22 protein-coding genes are annotated in these 16,679 nt (G+C 68.2%); 12 read left to right on the plus strand and 10 right to left on the minus strand.

Annotated elements, in window-relative coordinates:
• The first annotated feature begins 13 nt into the window (after nt 1-13).
• Nucleotides 14-313: a hypothetical protein gene (locus FXN61_RS24045; protein WP_167976305.1), complete on the plus strand. Its 300-nt coding sequence runs from the start codon at nt 14-16 to the stop codon at nt 311-313.
• A gap of 15 nt (nt 314-328) precedes the next feature.
• Here FXN61_RS24045 and FXN61_RS24050 read toward each other — a convergent pair whose 3' ends face one another.
• Nucleotides 329-829: an SRPBCC family protein gene (locus FXN61_RS24050; protein ID WP_167976306.1), complete on the minus strand. Its 501-nt coding sequence runs from the start codon at nt 827-829 to the stop codon at nt 329-331.
• The gene (locus FXN61_RS24055; protein ID WP_167976307.1) at nt 810-1,172 is read right to left on the minus strand and encodes an ArsR/SmtB family transcription factor; all 363 of its coding nucleotides are present in this window, start codon (nt 1,170-1,172) and stop codon (nt 810-812) included. The genes FXN61_RS24050 and FXN61_RS24055 overlap by 20 nt, the downstream gene beginning before the upstream one ends.
• Before the next feature lie 110 nt (nt 1,173-1,282).
• On the opposite strand from FXN61_RS24055, the gene FXN61_RS24060 reads away from it, so the two are divergent.
• The 3 genes from FXN61_RS24060 to FXN61_RS24070 are packed head-to-tail and all read left to right on the plus strand — an operon-like array spanning nt 1,283 to nt 2,955.
• Nucleotides 1,283-1,693, plus strand: a complete 411-nt coding sequence (locus FXN61_RS24060) for a M67 family metallopeptidase (protein WP_086661214.1) — start codon at nt 1,283-1,285, stop codon at nt 1,691-1,693.
• A gap of 31 nt (nt 1,694-1,724) precedes the next feature.
• Entirely contained in the window at nt 1,725-1,997 is a 273-nt protein-coding gene (locus tag FXN61_RS24065) for a MoaD family protein (RefSeq protein WP_167976308.1), read from the plus strand.
• Between the two features lie 7 nt (nt 1,998-2,004).
• Nucleotides 2,005-2,955, plus strand: a complete 951-nt coding sequence (locus FXN61_RS24070; RefSeq protein ID WP_167976309.1) for a PLP-dependent cysteine synthase family protein — start codon at nt 2,005-2,007, stop codon at nt 2,953-2,955.
• A 146-nt stretch (nt 2,956-3,101) separates the two neighbouring features.
• Here FXN61_RS24070 and FXN61_RS24075 read toward each other — a convergent pair whose 3' ends face one another.
• The gene (locus tag FXN61_RS24075) at nt 3,102-3,962 is read right to left on the minus strand and encodes an SMP-30/gluconolactonase/LRE family protein (RefSeq protein ID WP_167976310.1); all 861 of its coding nucleotides are present in this window, start codon (nt 3,960-3,962) and stop codon (nt 3,102-3,104) included.
• An 82-nt stretch (nt 3,963-4,044) separates the two neighbouring features.
• Here FXN61_RS24075 and FXN61_RS24080 point away from each other — a divergent pair, with 82 nt between their 5' ends.
• From FXN61_RS24080 to FXN61_RS24095, 4 genes are read left to right on the plus strand one after another with little or no spacing between them, the layout of a single operon-like run.
• Complete coding sequence (locus FXN61_RS24080; RefSeq protein ID WP_167976311.1) at nt 4,045-4,656, plus strand: rhomboid family intramembrane serine protease; 612 nt, start codon at nt 4,045-4,047, stop codon at nt 4,654-4,656.
• 11 nt (nt 4,657-4,667) lie between these two features.
• Nucleotides 4,668-5,417, plus strand: a complete 750-nt coding sequence (gene murI, locus FXN61_RS24085; RefSeq protein WP_167976325.1) for a glutamate racemase — start codon at nt 4,668-4,670, stop codon at nt 5,415-5,417.
• A 1-nt stretch (nt 5,418) separates the two neighbouring features.
• Nucleotides 5,419-6,186, plus strand: a complete 768-nt coding sequence (locus FXN61_RS24090; protein WP_167976312.1) for an MBL fold metallo-hydrolase — start codon at nt 5,419-5,421, stop codon at nt 6,184-6,186.
• Nucleotides 6,183-6,599: an OsmC family protein gene (locus tag FXN61_RS24095; protein WP_167976313.1), complete on the plus strand. Its 417-nt coding sequence runs from the start codon at nt 6,183-6,185 to the stop codon at nt 6,597-6,599. Before FXN61_RS24090 ends, FXN61_RS24095 begins: the two co-directional genes overlap by 4 nt.
• On the opposite strand, the gene FXN61_RS24100 is transcribed toward FXN61_RS24095, so the two are convergent.
• The gene (locus tag FXN61_RS24100) at nt 6,557-7,051 is read right to left on the minus strand and encodes a DUF2231 domain-containing protein (protein ID WP_246291932.1); all 495 of its coding nucleotides are present in this window, start codon (nt 7,049-7,051) and stop codon (nt 6,557-6,559) included. The two genes, FXN61_RS24095 and FXN61_RS24100, sit on opposite strands and share 43 nt — an antisense overlap.
• Nucleotides 7,052-7,100: 49 nt before the next feature.
• Here FXN61_RS24100 and rph point away from each other — a divergent pair, with 49 nt between their 5' ends.
• A complete protein-coding gene (gene rph / locus FXN61_RS24105) occupies nt 7,101-7,865 on the plus strand; it encodes a ribonuclease PH (RefSeq protein ID WP_167976315.1) in 765 nt (254 codons plus the stop codon).
• A complete protein-coding gene (gene rdgB, locus FXN61_RS24110) occupies nt 7,862-8,461 on the plus strand; it encodes an RdgB/HAM1 family non-canonical purine NTP pyrophosphatase (RefSeq protein ID WP_167976316.1) in 600 nt (199 codons plus the stop codon). Before rph ends, rdgB begins: the two co-directional genes overlap by 4 nt.
• Here the strand turns inward: rdgB and FXN61_RS24115 are convergent.
• The 5 genes from FXN61_RS24115 to FXN61_RS24135 form a co-directional block, all read right to left on the minus strand.
• Nucleotides 8,458-8,796 (minus strand): DMT family transporter, encoded by a 339-nt coding sequence (locus FXN61_RS24115; protein ID WP_167976317.1) that lies wholly within the window; start codon nt 8,794-8,796, stop codon nt 8,458-8,460. The genes rdgB and FXN61_RS24115 overlap by 4 nt on opposite strands.
• A gap of 289 nt (nt 8,797-9,085) precedes the next feature.
• Complete coding sequence (gene bcp / locus FXN61_RS24120) at nt 9,086-9,553, minus strand: thioredoxin-dependent thiol peroxidase (RefSeq protein WP_167976318.1); 468 nt, start codon at nt 9,551-9,553, stop codon at nt 9,086-9,088.
• Between the two features lie 9 nt (nt 9,554-9,562).
• Nucleotides 9,563-10,090, minus strand: a complete 528-nt coding sequence (locus FXN61_RS24125) for a hypothetical protein (RefSeq protein ID WP_167976319.1) — start codon at nt 10,088-10,090, stop codon at nt 9,563-9,565.
• 323 nt (nt 10,091-10,413) lie between these two features.
• Nucleotides 10,414-11,442 carry an LLM class flavin-dependent oxidoreductase gene (locus FXN61_RS24130; RefSeq protein WP_167976320.1) on the minus strand — a complete coding sequence of 343 codons (1,029 nt, stop codon included), beginning with the start codon at nt 11,440-11,442 and terminating at the stop codon, nt 10,414-10,416.
• A gap of 7 nt (nt 11,443-11,449) precedes the next feature.
• Nucleotides 11,450-12,184, minus strand: a complete 735-nt coding sequence (locus FXN61_RS24135; protein ID WP_312877956.1) for a hypothetical protein — start codon at nt 12,182-12,184, stop codon at nt 11,450-11,452.
• A gap of 21 nt (nt 12,185-12,205) precedes the next feature.
• On the opposite strand from FXN61_RS24135, the gene FXN61_RS24140 reads away from it, so the two are divergent.
• Both FXN61_RS24140 and FXN61_RS24145 read left to right on the plus strand, forming a co-directional pair.
• On the plus strand, nt 12,206-13,312 hold the full coding sequence (locus tag FXN61_RS24140; protein WP_167976321.1) for an NAD(P)-binding domain-containing protein: 1,107 nt from the start codon (nt 12,206-12,208) through the stop codon (nt 13,310-13,312).
• A gap of 30 nt (nt 13,313-13,342) precedes the next feature.
• The gene (locus FXN61_RS24145) at nt 13,343-15,631 is read left to right on the plus strand and encodes an ATP-binding cassette domain-containing protein (RefSeq protein WP_167976322.1); all 2,289 of its coding nucleotides are present in this window, start codon (nt 13,343-13,345) and stop codon (nt 15,629-15,631) included.
• Between the two features lie 283 nt (nt 15,632-15,914).
• Here FXN61_RS24145 and FXN61_RS24150 read toward each other — a convergent pair whose 3' ends face one another.
• On the minus strand, nt 15,915-16,556 hold the full coding sequence (locus FXN61_RS24150) for a DedA family protein (protein ID WP_223165568.1): 642 nt from the start codon (nt 16,554-16,556) through the stop codon (nt 15,915-15,917).
• Nucleotides 16,557-16,679 lie beyond the last annotated feature (123 nt).

Below are 16,679 nucleotides of genomic sequence, written 5' to 3' on the forward strand. Positions count from 1 at the left end.
GTAGCCACGACGTATGGCCGATGTGATCGATCAGGCGGCAGGTGTCGTGTCCGAGCTGGTGCCCGGTGGCGTGGCGCGGCCTCCGGTCCCCGGCAGGGAGCTGGTGGTGGTCGCGCCCGCCGCGCTGTTCGTCGTGGCGTTCCTGGTGCCGCCGGGGGCCGGGCGGGTGCTGATGAAACTGGGCGTCGCCATCACGCCGTTCGCGACGTGGGCCGAGCTGGCCGCGTGGCGAGGGCTCGACCGCGCACAGCGCCGGTGCGGGGTGGCGTTGCTGGCCCTCTACCTCGTGGTGGTGCTCAGCAGGCGTCGATGAACGCCTCGGTGACCCTCATCCCAGCACCCGCACCCATTCCGCGGCGATCTGCTCGGCCAGCTTGTGGGCCTCCGCGAGGTCTTCCGGTGCCGATGCCGCGATCCAGTCGACCGCGCGGCCCTCCGGCAGTTCGCCGGCGAGGTACTTCTCCAGCGCCACCAGACCGAGCTCCCACCCGGCGCCGGTGCCGGGGACGAACTCGCCGGGCATGGGGGAGTGCGTCAGCGTGAGGATCGTCGAGTCGCCGTCCGCTTCGAGGCGGACGAGCACGTCGGTGGCCATCTCACCGATCTCCCAGGTCAGGCCGATCTCGGCGGGCCGGTCGCAGCGGACGATCTCGCCGCCCGCGTTGCCCTCCAGCTGGTAGCGGCCGCCGGCCCGCAGGTCGCCCGAGATCGGCAGGAACCAGCGCACCAGGCGTTCCGGTGAGGTGATCGCGTCCCAGACGTCCTCGCGCTCAGCCTTGTAGTGCCGCCGGATGACGAGCTTCTCGTCCTCATAACTGCGGTCGGTCACGGTCTGCCTCCTCTTGCAGCCTCCGCTCGCGCCTGCCGCGTGCCAGTTCGGTCGCGAGCGCGTCGAGGTGCGGTTCCCAGAACTTCCGGAAGTGGTCGAGCCACGCGTCGATCTCCCGCAACGGGTCGGGCGCCACGGCGTAGACCCGTCGCGTGCCCTCGGGCCTGACCTCGACGAACCCGTTCGAGCGCAACACCTTCAGGTGCTGCGACACGGCGGACTGGGTGATCCCGAACTCGGCCTGGACCACAACGCCGACGTCCCCCGCAGCCCGCTCACCAGCGGCGAGCAGCTCCAGGATCCGCCTGCGGACCGGGTCTCCGAGTACGTCGAACGCGTGCACGACGGCCACTGTAGTAGCCACCACTAATATAAGCCAGTGCTAAAACAAGCTGGGTGACGTGGTTATCTCGCATACCGAGACAACTTTCTTCAGCCCGTAGGATTGAGCACGTGCTGGTGATTCGCCGTGACCTGGTGGACGCGATGGTGGCCCACGCCCGCCGCGACCATCCCGACGAGGCCTGCGGGCAGATCGCAGGGCCCGAAGGCTCTGATCGGCCTGAGCGCATCATCGAGATGGAGAACGCGGAGCGCTCGCCCACGTTCTACAGGTTCGACGCTGCCGAGCAGCTCAAGGTGTATCGCGAGATGCAGGCCAACGACGAAGAGGCGGTGGTCATCTACCACTCGCACACGGCGACCGAGGCCTATCCGTCCCGCACTGACATCAAGTTCGCGAATGAGCCCCAGGCGCACTACGTGCTGGTCTCCACGCGTGACCCGATCGAGCACGAGCTGCGGTCGTACCGCATCGTCGACGGTGTCGTGACCGAGGAACCGGTCAAGATCATCGAATCCTGAGTTGTATCCGTTCCCGGAGGTAGAAACCATCATGGCCGTCACCGTGTCGATCCCGACCATCCTGCGCACCCACACCGGGGGCGAGAAGTCGGTGTCCGCCACCGGCACGACGCTCGCCGAGATCATCGACGACCTGGAGAACAACCACGGCGGCCTCAAGGCCCGCCTGGTCAAGGAGGGTGCGCTGCACCGCTTCGTCAACGTCTACGTCAACGACGAGGACGTGCGCTTCGCCGGTGGCCTCACCGCTCCGGTGAAGGACGGCGACAACGTCACCATCCTCCCCGCCGTCGCGGGCGGCTGATCTTCCGATGGCCCGCTACGACTCGCTCCTGGACGCGCTCGGCGGGACACCGCTGGTGGGCCTGCCGCGCCTGTCGCCGTCCGAGAACGTGCGCATCTGGGCGAAGCTCGAGGACCGCAACCCGACCGGCTCGATCAAGGACCGGCCGGCGCTGGCCATGATCGAGGCGGCGGAGCGGGACGGCGTGCTGCGTCCCGGCGCGACGATCCTGGAGCCGACGTCCGGCAACACCGGCATCTCGCTCGCCATGGCCGCGAAGCTCAAGGGCTACGGCCTGGTGTGCGTGATGCCGGAGAACACCTCGACCGAGCGTAGGCAGCTGCTGCAGGCCTATGGCGCGCGCATCGTGTTCTCGCCCGCGGCCGGCGGGTCGAACCAGGCCGTCGCCGCCGCGAAGGAGCTCGCCAAGCAGAACCCGGACTGGGTCATGCTCTACCAGTACGGGAACCCGGCGAACGCGGAGGCGCACTTCCGCGGCACCGGCCCGGAGATCCTCGCCGACCTGCCCTCGATCACGCACTTCGTCGCCGGTCTGGGTACGACGGGCACGCTGGTCGGCGTCGGGCGGTTCCTGCGCGAGGCCAAGCCGGACGTGCAGATCATCGCCGCCGAACCCCGGTACGGCGAGCTGGTCTACGGCCTGCGGAACCTGGACGAGGGCTTCGTGCCGGAGCTGTACGACGAGTCGGTGCTGACCGGGCGGTACTCGGTCGGCTCCTACGACGCGTTGCGCCGCACCCGGCAGCTGCTGGAGACCGAGGGCATCTTCGCCGGCATCTCGACGGGCGCGATCCTGCACGCCGCGCTGGCCGTGGCGCAGAAGGCGGAGGTGGCGGGGAAGACCGCCGACATCGTGTTCGTGGTGGCGGACGCGGGGTGGAAGTACCTGTCCACGGGCGCCTACGCCGGAACGCTGGACGAGGCGGCCGCCAGGCTCGACGGCCACCTCTGGGCGTGACGAAACCCTCCACCGATTTAGAGGGCGCCCTTCCAGGCGTGATCTTCGCTCATGTTGCATCCCCCCAGATGCTCATCAACTGACGTTGAGCCGACGAGTGATCATAGCTCGTCGGCTCACGTCTGGAGCAGTGAATATTCGTAGCGTCAGCCGTTGAAGGCGAAGCCCGGCAGGCCCGCGCCCACGCCGGGCAGCACGAGCAGGGAGCCGTTCAACTGGCGGTCCATCAACGCCTGGTCCGACAGACCGACGCGCGCGGACGTGACGTAGAGGTCCGTGAAGTCCTGGCCGCCGAAGCAGCACGCGGTCGGGTTGTCCACCGGCAGCTCGATCTCGTGGTCCAGCTCACCCTGCGGCGTGTAGCGGCGAACGGCGTGCCCGCCCCACAACGCGACCCACACGCACCCGTCGGCGTCGACGCACAGCCCGTCGGGCCAGCCGTCGGTGTTGCCGACGTGGGTGAGCGGGCGCCGGTTCGAGACGGTGCCGTCGGAGTTGTCGAACTCGAGGACGTCGATCCGGCGGGTCGGGGTGTCGATGTAGTACATCAGCTTCGCGTCCGGGCTCCAGCCGACGCCGTTGCTGGTGTTCACCTTGTCCACCATGACCTTCGCGGCGCCCTCGCCGGTGATCCTGGCGAGCCAGCCCTCGTCGGCCGCCTGGTCGTAGCGCATCGTGCCGGCCCAGAGCCGTCCGGACGGGTCGACGCCCGCGTCGTTGCCGCGCACGCCCTCACGGGCCCAGTAGACGAGCCAGCTCTTGGTGCCGTCGCGGTCGATCAGCGCGATGCCGTCGCGCAGGTTGCAGACGATGCCGCCCTGCGCGCGCGGCTTGGCGGCGCCCACGTGCTGAGGCAGTACGAGCACGGCGTCGTCGTCCCGCGCGGGGGCGTAGCGGTGCACCTCCGAAGCCAGGATGTCCACCCACAGCAACGTGGAACTGCTGTGGTCCCACGTCGGCCCCTCGCCGAGCTGGGCCGATGCGCGTACCGCTACTTCGATCGACACCTGATCAGCTTAGGCCGTGGCCGGTGAGCCTCGTTGCTCATCGAACGAACTCACCGGCCCGGCCGCCACGTACTCTGGACACGTGGACCGCACCGCCCTTGCGAAACGGGTCATTCCGCCGCACCCAGTGCTGTCGTTGCTCGTCGTGTCCGGGTTCGTCGGCTTCCTCTACCTCGTCGAGGCTTTCGACGTGGCGACCGGAGGTTCGCTGGAGGACGACGGCGTGCGGCCGCGCGACTTCGGCGAGTGGGACAACCTGCTGTGGATGCCGCTGATCCACGGCGACTGGAGTCACCTCACCGGCAACGCGGTTCCGTTGCTGCTGCTCGGGTTCCTTGCGACCTCCGGCGGGTTGAAGCAGTTCTTCCAGATCACCGTGTCGATCTGGCTCTCGTCGGCTCTGGGCGTGTGGGTGTTCGGCAGCCCAGGCAGCCACATCGGCGCGTCGGGGCTGGTGTTCGGGTTCCTAGCTTTCCTGCTGGTGCGCGGGCTATTCGCGCGATCGTGGCTGCAGCTGGTGATCGCGGTCGGCGTGTTCGCCCTGTACGGCGCCGCGCTGTGGGGCGTGCTGCCCGGCCAGCCCGGCGTGTCGTGGGAAGGCCACCTGTTCGGCGCAATCGGTGGAGTTCTGGCTGCGTGGGGTGTGTCTCGTGACAACCGGCGCCGCAGTGCACCGGCTACATTCACGCCGTGACGATCGGGATCATGGACTCGGGCGTCGGCGGCCTGACGGTCGCCCGAGCGATCATGGACCAGCTGCCCGGCGAGTCGATCCACTACATCGGCGACACGGCGAACGGACCTTACGGGCCTCTGCCGATCGCACAGGCGCGCAAGCACGCGCTGGAGGTCTGCGACCAGCTGGTCGACGAGGGCTCGAAGATGCTCGTGATCGCGTGCAACACTGCGTCCGCCGCATGCTTCCGCGACGCCCGTGAGCGCTACGACGTGCCGGTGGTCGAGGTGATCCTTCCTGCGGTGCGCCGTGCGGTGAGGACGACCCACAGCGGCCGCATCGGCGTGATCGCCACCCTCGGCACGATCAACTCGCACGCCTACCAGGACGCGTTCCAGGCCGCACGCGACGTGACGGTGACTGCGGCGGCGTGCCCCCGGTTCGTCGACTTCGTCGAGCGCGGCATCACCTCCGGGCGGCAGGTTCTCGGGCTGGCGCAGGCTTATCTGGAGCCGTTGCAACGCGCCGAGGTCGACACCGTTGTCCTGGGCTGCACGCACTACCCGTTGCTGACCGGCGTGATCCAGATCGTCATGGGCGAGGCCGTGACGCTGGTGTCGAGCGCCGAGGAGACGGTGAAGGACGTGGTGCGGCTCCTGACCGAACGCGACGAGTTCGCTGTTGATCCGCCGCTGCATCGGGTGACGTGCACCGGTCCGCCGGAGCGGTTCGCGAAGCTCGCCACCCGGTTCCTGCCGACCTTCGAACAGTGGGGCTGATGTGCTGCTGACCGTGCTCGGCTGCTCCGGCAGCATTCCAGGACCCGGTGCGGCGGCGTCGGGATATCTCCTGGAGGCCGACGGGTTCACGCTGGCGCTGGAGTTCGGGAACGGGGTGCTGTCGCGGTTCCAGGAGGAGCGCCCGCTGTTCTCGATGGACGCGTTGGTGCTCTCGCACCTGCATCCTGATCACTGCGTCGACGTGTCCTCGCTGTACGTGGCGCGGAAGTACCACCCGTCGCCACCTTCCGGTCCGCTGCCGGTCTACGCACCTGCCGAGGCGCACTCGCGGTTCATCGCCGCCTACGCGCCCAACGAGGCCGAGCGGTCGTCGTTGGACTTCAGCGATGTCTTCTCGTTCCACGGCCTGGGTTCCCGGGTCCACATCGGACCGTTCACGGTGGACTCCGCTGTGGTGGCACACCCGTGTGAGGCCTACGGGTTCCGGATTTCCTGTGGCGGGGTGTCGTTGGCCTACACGGGCGACAGCGGGCCGTGTGCGGCGCTGGACTCCTTGTCGTCGGGTGTGGACGTGCTGCTGAGCGAGGCGAGCTGGACGCACGCCCCGGACCGGCAGGAGGGCTTGCACATGTCCGGACGCGAGGCGGGCGAGCTCGCCGCACGGACGGGGGCCGGGCGGCTGCTGATCACGCACGTACCGCCGTGGACGTCGCGCGAGGACGTGCTGAAGGAGGCCCGATCGGTGTTCGGCGGGCCATGTGAGCTGGTCGTGCAGGGCGGCCGCTACGAGGTGGGGGAGCAGGCATGATCGAGATCGAGAGGGTGGGCGACCACGAGTTCGTCGCTTCCAACGGGCGCGGCGCCTCGGTGCGGATCGGCCGCAAGGGCCAGGAAGGTTCTTTCAGCCCGGTCGAGCTGCTGGTGGCGGCCGCGGCGGGCTGCGCGATGGTGACGTCGGAGACGCTGATCCTGCGCCGCACCGGAGGCGATCAGCTGTCGGCGGTCGCGGACGCCGTGCAGTCCGAGAGCGGCAACGAGGTGATCTCCATCCCGGTGACGCTCTCGTACGACCTGTCCGCCGTGGACGATCCGGAGGCGCTCGAAACCGTCGTCCGTCGCGCCGTGGAGCAGTTCTGCACGGTCACGCGGACGCTCAAGCAGTCGGCGACGGCGCCCCTTCAGCTGCCGACGCCGCTCCAGACCGCCGTCGACCCGCTGTGACCGGCGCGCACGGTCTGCACGGTCGTGCCGACCGCGAGCAGGATCACCAGCACGGACACCACGACTGAGATCACCCGCCACGTCTTCGTGGTGGGTGCCTCCGCCTGGCGCTCTCGATCCGCGAGCCTGCCCGCGACCAGCAGCGCGATCACCGCGACCCCGAACCCGAGCGCGATGGGCAGCAGCGTCGTGCCCAGGTCGGCGTGAGTCTGGATGGCGGGATTCGGCCCGACCCTGCTTTCGAGCGCGGCCTTCAGGTCCTCGCCCGCCTGCTTGGCCACCGGGACGGCGCCGACACCGGCGAGGGTGATGCCGAGAACGGGCCAGGCGTACCTGCGCCGCCAGCTCGGGACCAGCGCGATCGCGACCGAGGTGAGCGCCGCGAGGGGCAGCAGCACGACCACCGCGTGCACGAACAACGGGTGAAGCGGAATACCGTCGATCGTCAGCATGTCTCTCCCTACGCCAAGGCGCTCCGCAGGGTTCATTAGGGTAGGCCGCGTGGTGCGAAGCGATGGCCGAAACGACGACGTGTTGCGTGACATCCGGATCACGCGTGGATATCAGACCTGGCCCGCCGGCTCGGTCCTGATCGAGTTCGGGAACACCCGCGTGCTCTGCGCCGCGAGTGTCACCGAAGGCGTTCCCCGCTGGCGTTCGGGCTCCGGCCTCGGCTGGGTGACCGCCGAGTACGCGATGCTGCCGTCCGCCACGCACAGCCGCAGCGACCGCGAGTCCGTGAAGGGCCGCATCGGCGGCCGCACGCACGAGATCTCGCGCCTGATCGGGCGTTCCCTGCGTGCCTGCATCGACCTGGCGGCGCTCGGCGAGAACACCATCGTCATCGACTGCGACGTCATCCAGGCCGACGGCGGCACCCGCACCGCCGCGATCACCGGCGCGTACGTCGCGCTGGCCGACGCGGTCACCTATCTGGGCGCGGCCGGCCGCCTGGCCGACCCTTCGCCGCTGTCCTGCGCGGTGTCCGCCGTGTCCGTCGGCGTGGTCGACGGCAGGGTCCGGCTGGACCTGCCCTACGAGGAGGACTCGCGGGCCGAGGTCGACATGAACGTCGTCGCCACCGACGCGGGCACGTTGATCGAGGTCCAGGGCACCGGTGAGGGCGCGACGTTCGCCCGGTCCACTTTGGACCGCATGCTGGACGTGGCTCTGCTGGGCTGCGCAGAGCTGAACCGCATCCAGGCCGCTGCTTTGGCTGAGCCGTACCCCGGCGTGCTGCCCGAGCCCAAGGCGAGCAGGCGATGAAGCTCCTGCTGGCTTCGCGCAACGCCAAGAAGCTTCGGGAGCTGCAGCGAATCGTTGCCGCGGAAGGACTCTCGGACATCGAGGTGCTGTCCCTCTCCGACGTGCCTGAGTTCCCTGAGGCGCCGGAGACCGCACCCGACTTCGAGGGCAACGCGCTGGCCAAGGCCCGTGACGCCGCTGCCGCTACCGGTCTTGTGTCCGTTGCGGACGACTCCGGACTTGCTGTTGACGAGCTGAACGGCATGCCCGGCGTGCTGTCCGCTCGGTGGTCTGGCCGTCACGGTGACGACGAGGCCAACCTGGATCTGGTTCTGGGCCAGCTCGGCGACGTGCCGGACGAGCGCCGTGGCGCGGCGTTCGTGTCGGTGATCGCTCTCGTCGTGCCCGGTGGCGACGAGGTCGTCGTGCGTGGCGAATGGCGCGGCACGTTGCTGCGGGAGCGGCGCGGAACCAACGGCTTCGGCTACGACCCGATCTTCATGCCCGAGGGCTACGACATCACCTCGGCGGAGATGACCGCCGAGCAGAAGGACGCGGAGTCCCACCGGGGCCGGGCGCTGAAGCTGCTGGTCCCGCACCTGCGCAAGCTCGTCTAGGCAGCGGCGTGTGCGTGGGACGCGACCGACACCACGCACACGCCCGCCGCGATCAGCGCCATCCCGCTCAGCATCGCGAGGTTGAGCGGATCCGCGAAGAGCACGCGGCTGGTGATCGCCACCAGCGCGATGCCCGCGCCTGCCCAGATCGCGTACGTGATGGCGACCGGCAGGCCCATTCGGATCACCACCGACTCCAGGTAGAGAGCGGTGAGGAAGCCGGCGCCGAGACCGATCACGGGCCACGGTTTGGTGAAGCCGTCGGAGTACTTCAGACAAAGGGTTGCGAAAACTTCCGCGCCCACGGCGACGGAGAGCAATATCCACTTCAGCATTTGAATTTTTCCCAGCACGAAACGCACGCAGCGCAAGGCGTGCGTGTGTGACTACGAACGGAGGACGGGGCTGAACGCCCTGGTCAACCGCCGCGCGTGGGGAAGTGGACGCGCAAGACGAAATCAGACGGGATGTCGGGACCGCGAGGTGCCGTCAAGCGACACACGGTGTATCACCGTCACCGGAACAAGGGGCGGCATTTGTTGCACGCCCTCACCCCGACCATACCCGAAGAAGGGGCCGCCGCCGCAAGTCCTGCGGCGGCGGCGTCACATTCGGTGTGGAAATTCAGGCGGGAAGTTCGCGCAGCAGTTTGGCGACGTGGCCGGTGGCGCGGACGTTGTACATGGCCTTGACGATCTTGCCGTCGGGGCCGACGAGGAACGTCGAGCGGATCACGCCCTGGACGGTGCGGCCGTAGTTCTGCTTCTCGCCGAACGCGCCCCACTCGACCAGGACCTTCTTGTCCGGGTCGCCGAGCAGCGGGAAGGTCAGGCCTTCCTCGGCGCGGAACTTGGCGAGCTTTTCCTGCTTGTCGGGCGAAATGCCGACGACCTCGTAGCCGGAGCCGGCCAGAGCGCTGAGGTTGTCGCGGAAGTCGCAGGCCTGCTTGGTGCAGCCCGGCGTGCCGGCTGCCGGGTAGAAGTACACGACCACGGACTTGCCGAGGTAGTCGGACAGGGACACCGGCTTGCCCTCGCTGTCGGGCAGCGTGAACGCGGGCGCGGTGTCTCCAGGCTCGAGACGACTGGTCATGCCCAGAGCCTAGGCCTGGCCCTCGAAGACGGTCGCCGCGTCCTGGCCCTGTCCACCGGGCTGGATGGTCAGCTGGATCATCACCGGCTGCTCGGACACCGCGAACGCCAGCTGGATCTGGGTGTCGCGGCCCGGCGGGAGCTCGGCGACAGCGGCGGCGAGGCCGTTGAGGCCCTGCACGGAGTCGACGAGCTCGGCGGCGGGGGAGCCGTCGGCCGTCGCCCGCACGGAGAGCTGGGAGGGGCGGTAGGAGGCCTTGGAGCCGTTGTAGACGGTGATCGTGAAGACCGCCGTGCGCTTGGCCGGGGGGATCGCCGTCTCGGACGGCGCCAGGGAGCGGGGAGCGGACACCACGACGGACAGACCAGAGGCCCAGACGCGTTGCGTGCCGAACGCGGCGGCGCCGGACGCGCTGGGCGTCTCGGCTCGTTGTTCGACTGTCAGGTTCTCGTTGGGGGTGACGGCGACACTGGGGCCCGCACATCCCGCCACGGCCAGCAACAGGCACAGGCCCGTGGCCGATTTGGCGAACTTCACGAACTCCCCTTTCCCACCCCGGCGGTGGGTGTGAACGACTCCCGTCAACTGTGACGGTGCCGAAGGGGGTGCGGGGACCGAATGTGGCCTCTGACGCGGACCTGGTGCCAGGCCGTGGCCGTCTCGTGATGGGCGGCGTGGGCGGCGCCACACAGTGCGCCTGCCCCACGCCGTCGCTTGGTGATGCTAGGGAGCGCGTCGGGGGGCGTGCGCGCTCACACCGATCATCGCCGACAGTGTGTCTGGCGCTACAAGCGGAGCTGATTATCACCCGTTCAGAGCAGCGCCAGTCGTACGAAACGTGAAGGTCACGCGTGGCCGACTCACGTATGTGCGGCTGAACGGCCGAGCGACGGCGTCCGTTCGGCCAACTCACTGAGCAGTTCGAAGGAACGGAGGCGGTCCTCGTGCCCGTGCACGATGGTCGTCACCATGAGCTCGTCGGCGGCGGTCGACTCCATCAACTCGTCGAGCCCGGCGCGGACCGTTGAGGGGGATCCGATGATCTGGGTGGACATGCGGTCCTCGATCACCAGCTCGTCGATCTCGGTGTACGGGTAGTCCGCGGCTTCCTCCGGCGTGGCCAGCGGCCCTGGGTTGCCCTGGCGCAGCCGCACGAATGAGAGCGCTCCCGGACCGGCGATCCAGCGGGCGTGCTCGTCGGTGTCCGCGACGATCACCGAGGCGCACACCATCGCGTACGGCTCGGACAGCACCTCGGACGGACGGAAGTGCCGCCGGTAAAGGTCCAGCGCGGGCAACGTGTTCTGCGCGCTGAAGTGGTGGGCGAACGCGAACGGCAGGCCCAGCAGACCCGCGGCCTGCGCGCTGTAGCCGGACGAGCCGAGCAGCCAGATCGGGGGCTTGTTGCCGGCGGCGGGCACGGCGTTGAGCTCCGCGGTGCCCTCGAAGTACTTGATCAGCTCGGTCAGTTCCTGCGGGAAGTTCTCCGCGGAGAGACCGGCTTCGGTGCGCCGCAACGCCCGAGCGGTCTTCTGGTCGGTGCCGGGCGCGCGGCCGATGCCGAGGTCGATGCGGCCGGGGTGCAACGCCTCGAGCATGCCGAACTGCTCGGCGACCACCAATGGCGCGTGGTTGGGCAGCATCACGCCGCCGGAGCCGACGCGGATCGTCGACGTGGCGGACGCGATGTGCTCGATCAGCACGGCGGGCGCGGAGGACGCGATGCCGGGCATGTTGTGGTGCTCTGCGAACCAGTAGCGGTGGTAGCCGAGTCGTTCTGCCTGCTGAGCGAGTTCCCGCGAGTTCCGCAGTGCGGTCGTCGCATCCGACCCCGACGTGATGGGGGCGAGGTCGAGAACTGACAGCGGCATCTCACGAAGACGGCTCATGCATCGATCAACACCGATACTTGGTGACTTCTTCCGTGAGCCGGGTAACTCGTTTCGCGGCCTGCTGGTAGGTGGTGCCCTCCGGGTGCAGGGTCAGCACCGCGACGATGCTGAACCGGCACGTCCCCGACGTGTGCATGGCGGGCGACTTCAGGTCCAGGTCCCACTGCACGCGAGGGCGTGGCCTGTCGACGCACGGCTTCGTCGGGTCGCCGAAGCCGGACCAGCCCTGCTTGAACGCGGGCCTCCAGGTGGCCGACGGCAGTCCGAACGACTGGTCGAAACCGTCCGAGGCGCACTTCTCCGCCCGTTGCAGGTGCCCCATGATCGTGCGCCGGACCTTCGGCTTCGCGTCTTCCAGCACGTACCTGTAGATCTTCACGACGTCGTAGGCGCTCACCGCCGTGTAGCCCCACATGCCGCGCCTCTCCGGCGGCCGCGTGTCCTTGAGTCCCAGGCGTTCGGCCGTGCGCACGACGAGCTGGTCCCAGCCGTTCTCCACCCACAGCTCGCTCGCGGCGTTGTCGTCGCTCGCGCGCAGCATGGGTTCGATGCGCGGGTCGTCGCCGCGCGTCTCCAGCTGCTCGATCGCGATCAGGATCTTCACCAGCGAGGCGGATCTGATCGGCTTGTGCACGTCACGGCCGGTCAGCGTGTGCGTGATCCGGTTGTAGACCGCGTATGAGGCTGTCGTCGTGGGGACGGGCGCCGCGAGCAAGGCCATCGTCAGAAGTAGGTGCACGATCTTGGACGCTAGCGTCGAATGATCCGTGGGTCACACGTTGAGAAGAACCAACGCACGTTTGTGGTTGATCGTGGTGTGACGGACGTGGTGGTGATCGGCGCGGGGCAGGCGGGCCTGTCCGCCTCGTACTTCCTGCGCAGGCGCAACGTCGAGCACGTCGTGCTGGACGCGAACGACGCTCCCGGCGGCGCCTGGCTGCATCGCTGGCCGAGCCTTCGCATGCGGACCGTGCACGGCATCCACGAGCTGCCCGGCATGCCGTTCGAGCAGCCCTCGCCGGACGAGCGCGCCAACGAGGCGATCCCGTCGTACTTCGCCCGCTACGAGCAGCTCTTCGACCTCCCGGTGGTGCGCCCGGTCACCGTCACGCAGGTGGTGAACGACGGCGAGCTGTTGAAGGTCGAGACGTCCGACGGCGTCTGGACCACGCGGGGCCTGATCAACGCGACGGGCACGTGGCGCCGCCCGTTCTGGCCGTACTACCCCGGCCAGGAGACGTTTCTGGGCCGTCAGCTCCACACCGCCGACTACGTGGGCCCTGAAGAGTTCGCCGGCAAGCGCGTGGTCGTTGTGGGTGGTGGCGCCTCCGCCACCCAGCTGCTGATGGAACTCGCTCTGTTCGCCTCGGACACCCGCTGGGTGACGCGGCACGAACCGGTGTGGAACGAGGGACCGTTCACGCCCGAGTACGGCCGCCGCGTCGTCGGCCTGGTCGACGAACGCGTCCGCGCCGGACTGCTGCCCCACAGCGTCGTCAGCGTGACCGGCCTGCCGTTGAACGACCAGACGCGCGCCGCGATCGCGTCCGGCGTGCTGGACCGCAAGCCGATGTTCGACCGCATCACGCCCACCGGCGTCGCGTGGGGTTCCGAGCACTTCGACGCCGACATCATCCTGTGGGCGACCGGGTTCCGGCACGATCTCGACCACCTCGCGCCCCTGCACCTGCGCGCGCCGGGCGGTGGCATCCAGGTGGACGGCACCCGCGTGGTCGCCGATCCGCGCATCCACCTCGTCGGATACGGCCCCTCCGCCAGCACGATCGGTGCGAACCGGGCTGGTCGCAGCGCTGTCCGGGAGTTGATGCGCCACCTCGGCGAGACGGCCCCAGCCCGGCTCGAGTGAAGATCGACCGGCGCGCGGGACCCTCGTGCGATGAGCCGCAAGTCATCGCGTGGACAGGAAACGCTCGCCGCAGACAGCCACGACATGATCGAGGTGCGCGGGGCGCGGGAGAACAACCTGCGCAACGTCTCGCTGGACATCCCCAAGCGCCGCCTCACCGTGTTCACAGGGGTGTCCGGATCCGGGAAGTCGTCACTCGTGTTCGGCACGATCGCCGCCGAGTCGCAGCGGCTCATCAACGAGACCTACACCGCGTTCCTGCAGGCCATGATGCCGAACCTGGGCCGCCCGGACGTGGACGAGCTGCGCAACCTCAGCGCCGCGATCATCGTCGACCAGGAGCGCATGGGAGCGAACTCGCGGTCGACGGTCGGCACCGCAACTGACGCGCACACCATGCTGCGCATCGTGTTCAGCAGGCTCGGCAAGCCGCACATCGGTACGTCGGCGGCGTTCAGCTTCAACTCCACAGAGGGCATGTGCCCGGAGTGCGAGGGCATGGGCAGCGCCCGCGGCCTGGACATGAACGAGATGTACGACGTGGAGAAGTCCCTCAACGAGGGCGCGATCACCATCCCCAACTTCCACCCGCGCTCGCAGTACTGGCAGACGTACAACATGTCCGAGTTCTTCGACATGGACAAGAAGCTCAAGCACTTCACCAAGAAGGAGTGGGACCTCTTCCTCCACGCCCCGGCGGAGATGCTCAAGCGGGACAAGTTCAACTTCAAGTACGAAGGCCTGCTGGTCAAGTTCGAGAGGATCTACGCGGGCAAGGAACGTGACACGGTCCAGCCGCACGTGCGGGCGTGGATGGACCGCGCCATGACGTTCACGAAGTGCAACGCCTGCGACGGCACCAGGCTCAACCAGGCCGCGCTCGACTGCAAGATCAAGGGCAAGAACATCGCCGACCTGTCCTCGATGCAGATCAGCGACCTCGCCGAGTTCCTGCGCAAGATCACCAACTCCGAGGTCGCGCCATTGCTCGCGAACCTGCTGAACACGCTCGACTCGCTCGTCGAGATCGGCCTCGGGTATCTGTCGCTGGACCGCGAGTCCGGCACGCTCTCCGGTGGTGAGGCGCAGCGCGTGAAGATGGTGCGGCACCTCGGTTCCGCGCTCACCGACGTGACGTACGTCTTCGACGAGCCCACCACCGGCCTGCATCCGCACGACATCGAGCGGATGAACGACCTGCTGCTCCGCCTGCGGGACAAGGGGAACACGGTGCTCGTCGTCGAGCACAAGCCCGAGGCCATCGTGATCGCCGACCACGTCGTCGACCTCGGCCCCGGCGCCGGCGTCAACGGCGGCGAGCTCTGCTACACCGGCGACCTCGAGGGACTGCGCAAGTCCGGCACGCTCACCGGCGACCACCTCGACCACAAGGTCGGCCTGCGCGACCAGGTCCGCACCCCCAAGGGCAAGATCTCGGTCAAGGGCGCGAAACTGCACAACCTCAAGAACGTGAGCGTCGACGTGCCGCTCGGCGTGCTCACCGTCGTCACGGGCGTCGCGGGCTCCGGCAAGTCGTCGCTCATCCACGGCTCGCTCGGCTCCCGCCAGGACGTGGTCAAGGTCGACCAGTCGCCCATCCGGGGCTCGAAGCGCTCCAACCCCGCCACCTACACGGGGATGCTCGACCACATCCGCAAGGCGTTCGCCAAGGCCAACAAGGTCAAGGACTCGTTGTTCAGCGCGAACTCCGACGGCGCGTGCCCGAACTGCAAGGGCATCGGCCTGATCTACACCGACCTCGCGATGATGGCCGGCGTCGCCACGATCTGCGAGGAGTGCGAGGGCAGGCGGTACACGCAGAAGGTGCTGGGCTACAAGCTCAACGGCAAGAACATCGCCGAGGTGCTGCAGATGCCCATCGCCGAAGCCGCGTCGTTCTTCACCGACGGCCCGACGAAGGCGATCCTCGACCGGCTCGTGGACGTCGGCCTCGGCTACCTCGGCCTCGGTCAGCCGCTGAACACGTTGTCCGGCGGTGAACGCCAGCGCCTCAAGCTCGCGATCAACATGACCGACAAGGGCTCGGTCTACGTGCTCGACGAACCCACCACCGGCCTGCACCTGGCCGACGTCGACCAGCTGCTCGGCCTGCTGGACCGCCTGGTGGACAACGGGAACACCGTCGTGGCCATCGAGCACCACCAGGCCGTGATGGCGCACGCCGACTGGATCATCGACATGGGTCCGGGTGCCGGGCACGACGGCGGCAAGGTGGTCTTCACCGGCACGCCGCACGACCTGATCGCGTCGGGTGACACGCTGACGGCCCAGCACCTGCGGACCTACGTCAAGGGGTAGCGCCCTGCGCCGCCAACTGAGCTGGTAGCGGTTGTGAGAGCGCGATCGTCAGAAGTCTTGTCCGCGACGTCGTCGGCTCGTTGGCCCCTGGTGCGTCTGCAAGTACCACCGACTCTTGATCGAATCGCCTTCAACTACACCCAACTTGTTCCGCATCCGTAGGACCGACACCGCGTGCTCGGGCGCGAAGCGACCTGCTTGGTAGCGGAAAGGTGCCTGTTGATGTTGAGTTGGCGGTACTTGCAGACGCCATCAGGGCCAGGCGTGTCCTGCGCCGGTGAGGTCAGGAACGCGGGTCGGAAACCTTTGAGCGTGGTGTGGTCCTTCCTTTCGACTTCGAGAGGCGAGAGACGACGAAGACGATGATCGCCACAACTACAAGCCCCAGCACGACCTTCGAACCGATGCCGACGTACTGCTCGACGAGGTGCCAGTTGTCGCCGAGCAGGTAGCCCGCGAGGATCAGCGCGGTGTTCCACAGCAGGCTGCCGGCCGCGGTGTAGGCGAGAAACGGTGCCATCCGCATCCGCTCGATCCCGGCCGGGATCGAGATCAGGCTGCGGAACACCGGGATCATCCGGCCGAAGAAGACGGCGCGGTAGCCGTTGCGTAAGAACCAGGCCTCGGTTTTGTCCACATCGGACACCCGCACCAGTGGCATGCGCGACGCGATGCGCCGGACGCGGTCGCGGCCGAGCATGGCGCCGATCCAGTGCAGCACCAGCGCGCCCGCCACGGAGCCGAAAGTGGTCCACAGGATGGCGTCGAGCAGGGACATCTTGCCCTGTGCCGCGGTGAAACCGGCCAGGGGCAGGAAGAACTCACTGGGCAGCGGCGGGAACAGGTTCTCCAGCGCGATCGCCAAAGCCGCTCCGGGTGCGCCGGCCGCGTGCATCAGGTCGGTGACCCAGTCGACCAAGTTCATGCGATCCAAGTTACGGATTCGGAGCTGAGAGACATCCCAGGAGCGTAGATGTCAAGCCGCAGCGGAAGTGACGTGATGGGACCAGGCGGTCGTTTCGTCGTAGAGGGTGCCGGTTTTGAGGCA

Source organism: Lentzea indica, from assembly GCF_012184385.1.
GTDB lineage: Bacteria > Actinomycetota > Actinomycetes > Mycobacteriales > Pseudonocardiaceae > Lentzea > Lentzea indica.

Coding starts and splice junctions, on each gene's coding strand:
- murI (WP_167976325.1), top strand. CDS start 4,668: ATGGACTCGGGCGTCGGCGGCCTGACGGTCGCCCGAGCGATCATGGAC.
- FXN61_RS24140 (WP_167976321.1), top strand. CDS start 12,206: ATGATCCGTGGGTCACACGTTGAGAAGAACCAACGCACGTTTGTGGTT.
- FXN61_RS24095 (WP_167976313.1), top strand. CDS start 6,183: ATGATCGAGATCGAGAGGGTGGGCGACCACGAGTTCGTCGCTTCCAAC.
- FXN61_RS24065 (WP_167976308.1), top strand. CDS start 1,725: ATGGCCGTCACCGTGTCGATCCCGACCATCCTGCGCACCCACACCGGG.
- bcp (WP_167976318.1), bottom strand. CDS start 9,553: ATGACCAGTCGTCTCGAGCCTGGAGACACCGCGCCCGCGTTCACGCTG.
- FXN61_RS24070 (WP_167976309.1), top strand. CDS start 2,005: ATGGCCCGCTACGACTCGCTCCTGGACGCGCTCGGCGGGACACCGCTG.
- FXN61_RS24045 (WP_167976305.1), top strand. CDS start 14: ATGGCCGATGTGATCGATCAGGCGGCAGGTGTCGTGTCCGAGCTGGTG.
- FXN61_RS24130 (WP_167976320.1), bottom strand. CDS start 11,442: ATGAGCCGTCTTCGTGAGATGCCGCTGTCAGTTCTCGACCTCGCCCCC.
- rdgB (WP_167976316.1), top strand. CDS start 7,862: ATGAAGCTCCTGCTGGCTTCGCGCAACGCCAAGAAGCTTCGGGAGCTG.
- FXN61_RS24145 (WP_167976322.1), top strand. CDS start 13,343: ATGAGCCGCAAGTCATCGCGTGGACAGGAAACGCTCGCCGCAGACAGC.
- FXN61_RS24100 (WP_246291932.1), bottom strand. CDS start 7,051: ATGCTGACGATCGACGGTATTCCGCTTCACCCGTTGTTCGTGCACGCG.
- FXN61_RS24115 (WP_167976317.1), bottom strand. CDS start 8,796: ATGCTGAAGTGGATATTGCTCTCCGTCGCCGTGGGCGCGGAAGTTTTC.
- FXN61_RS24150 (WP_223165568.1), bottom strand. CDS start 16,556: ATGAACTTGGTCGACTGGGTCACCGACCTGATGCACGCGGCCGGCGCA.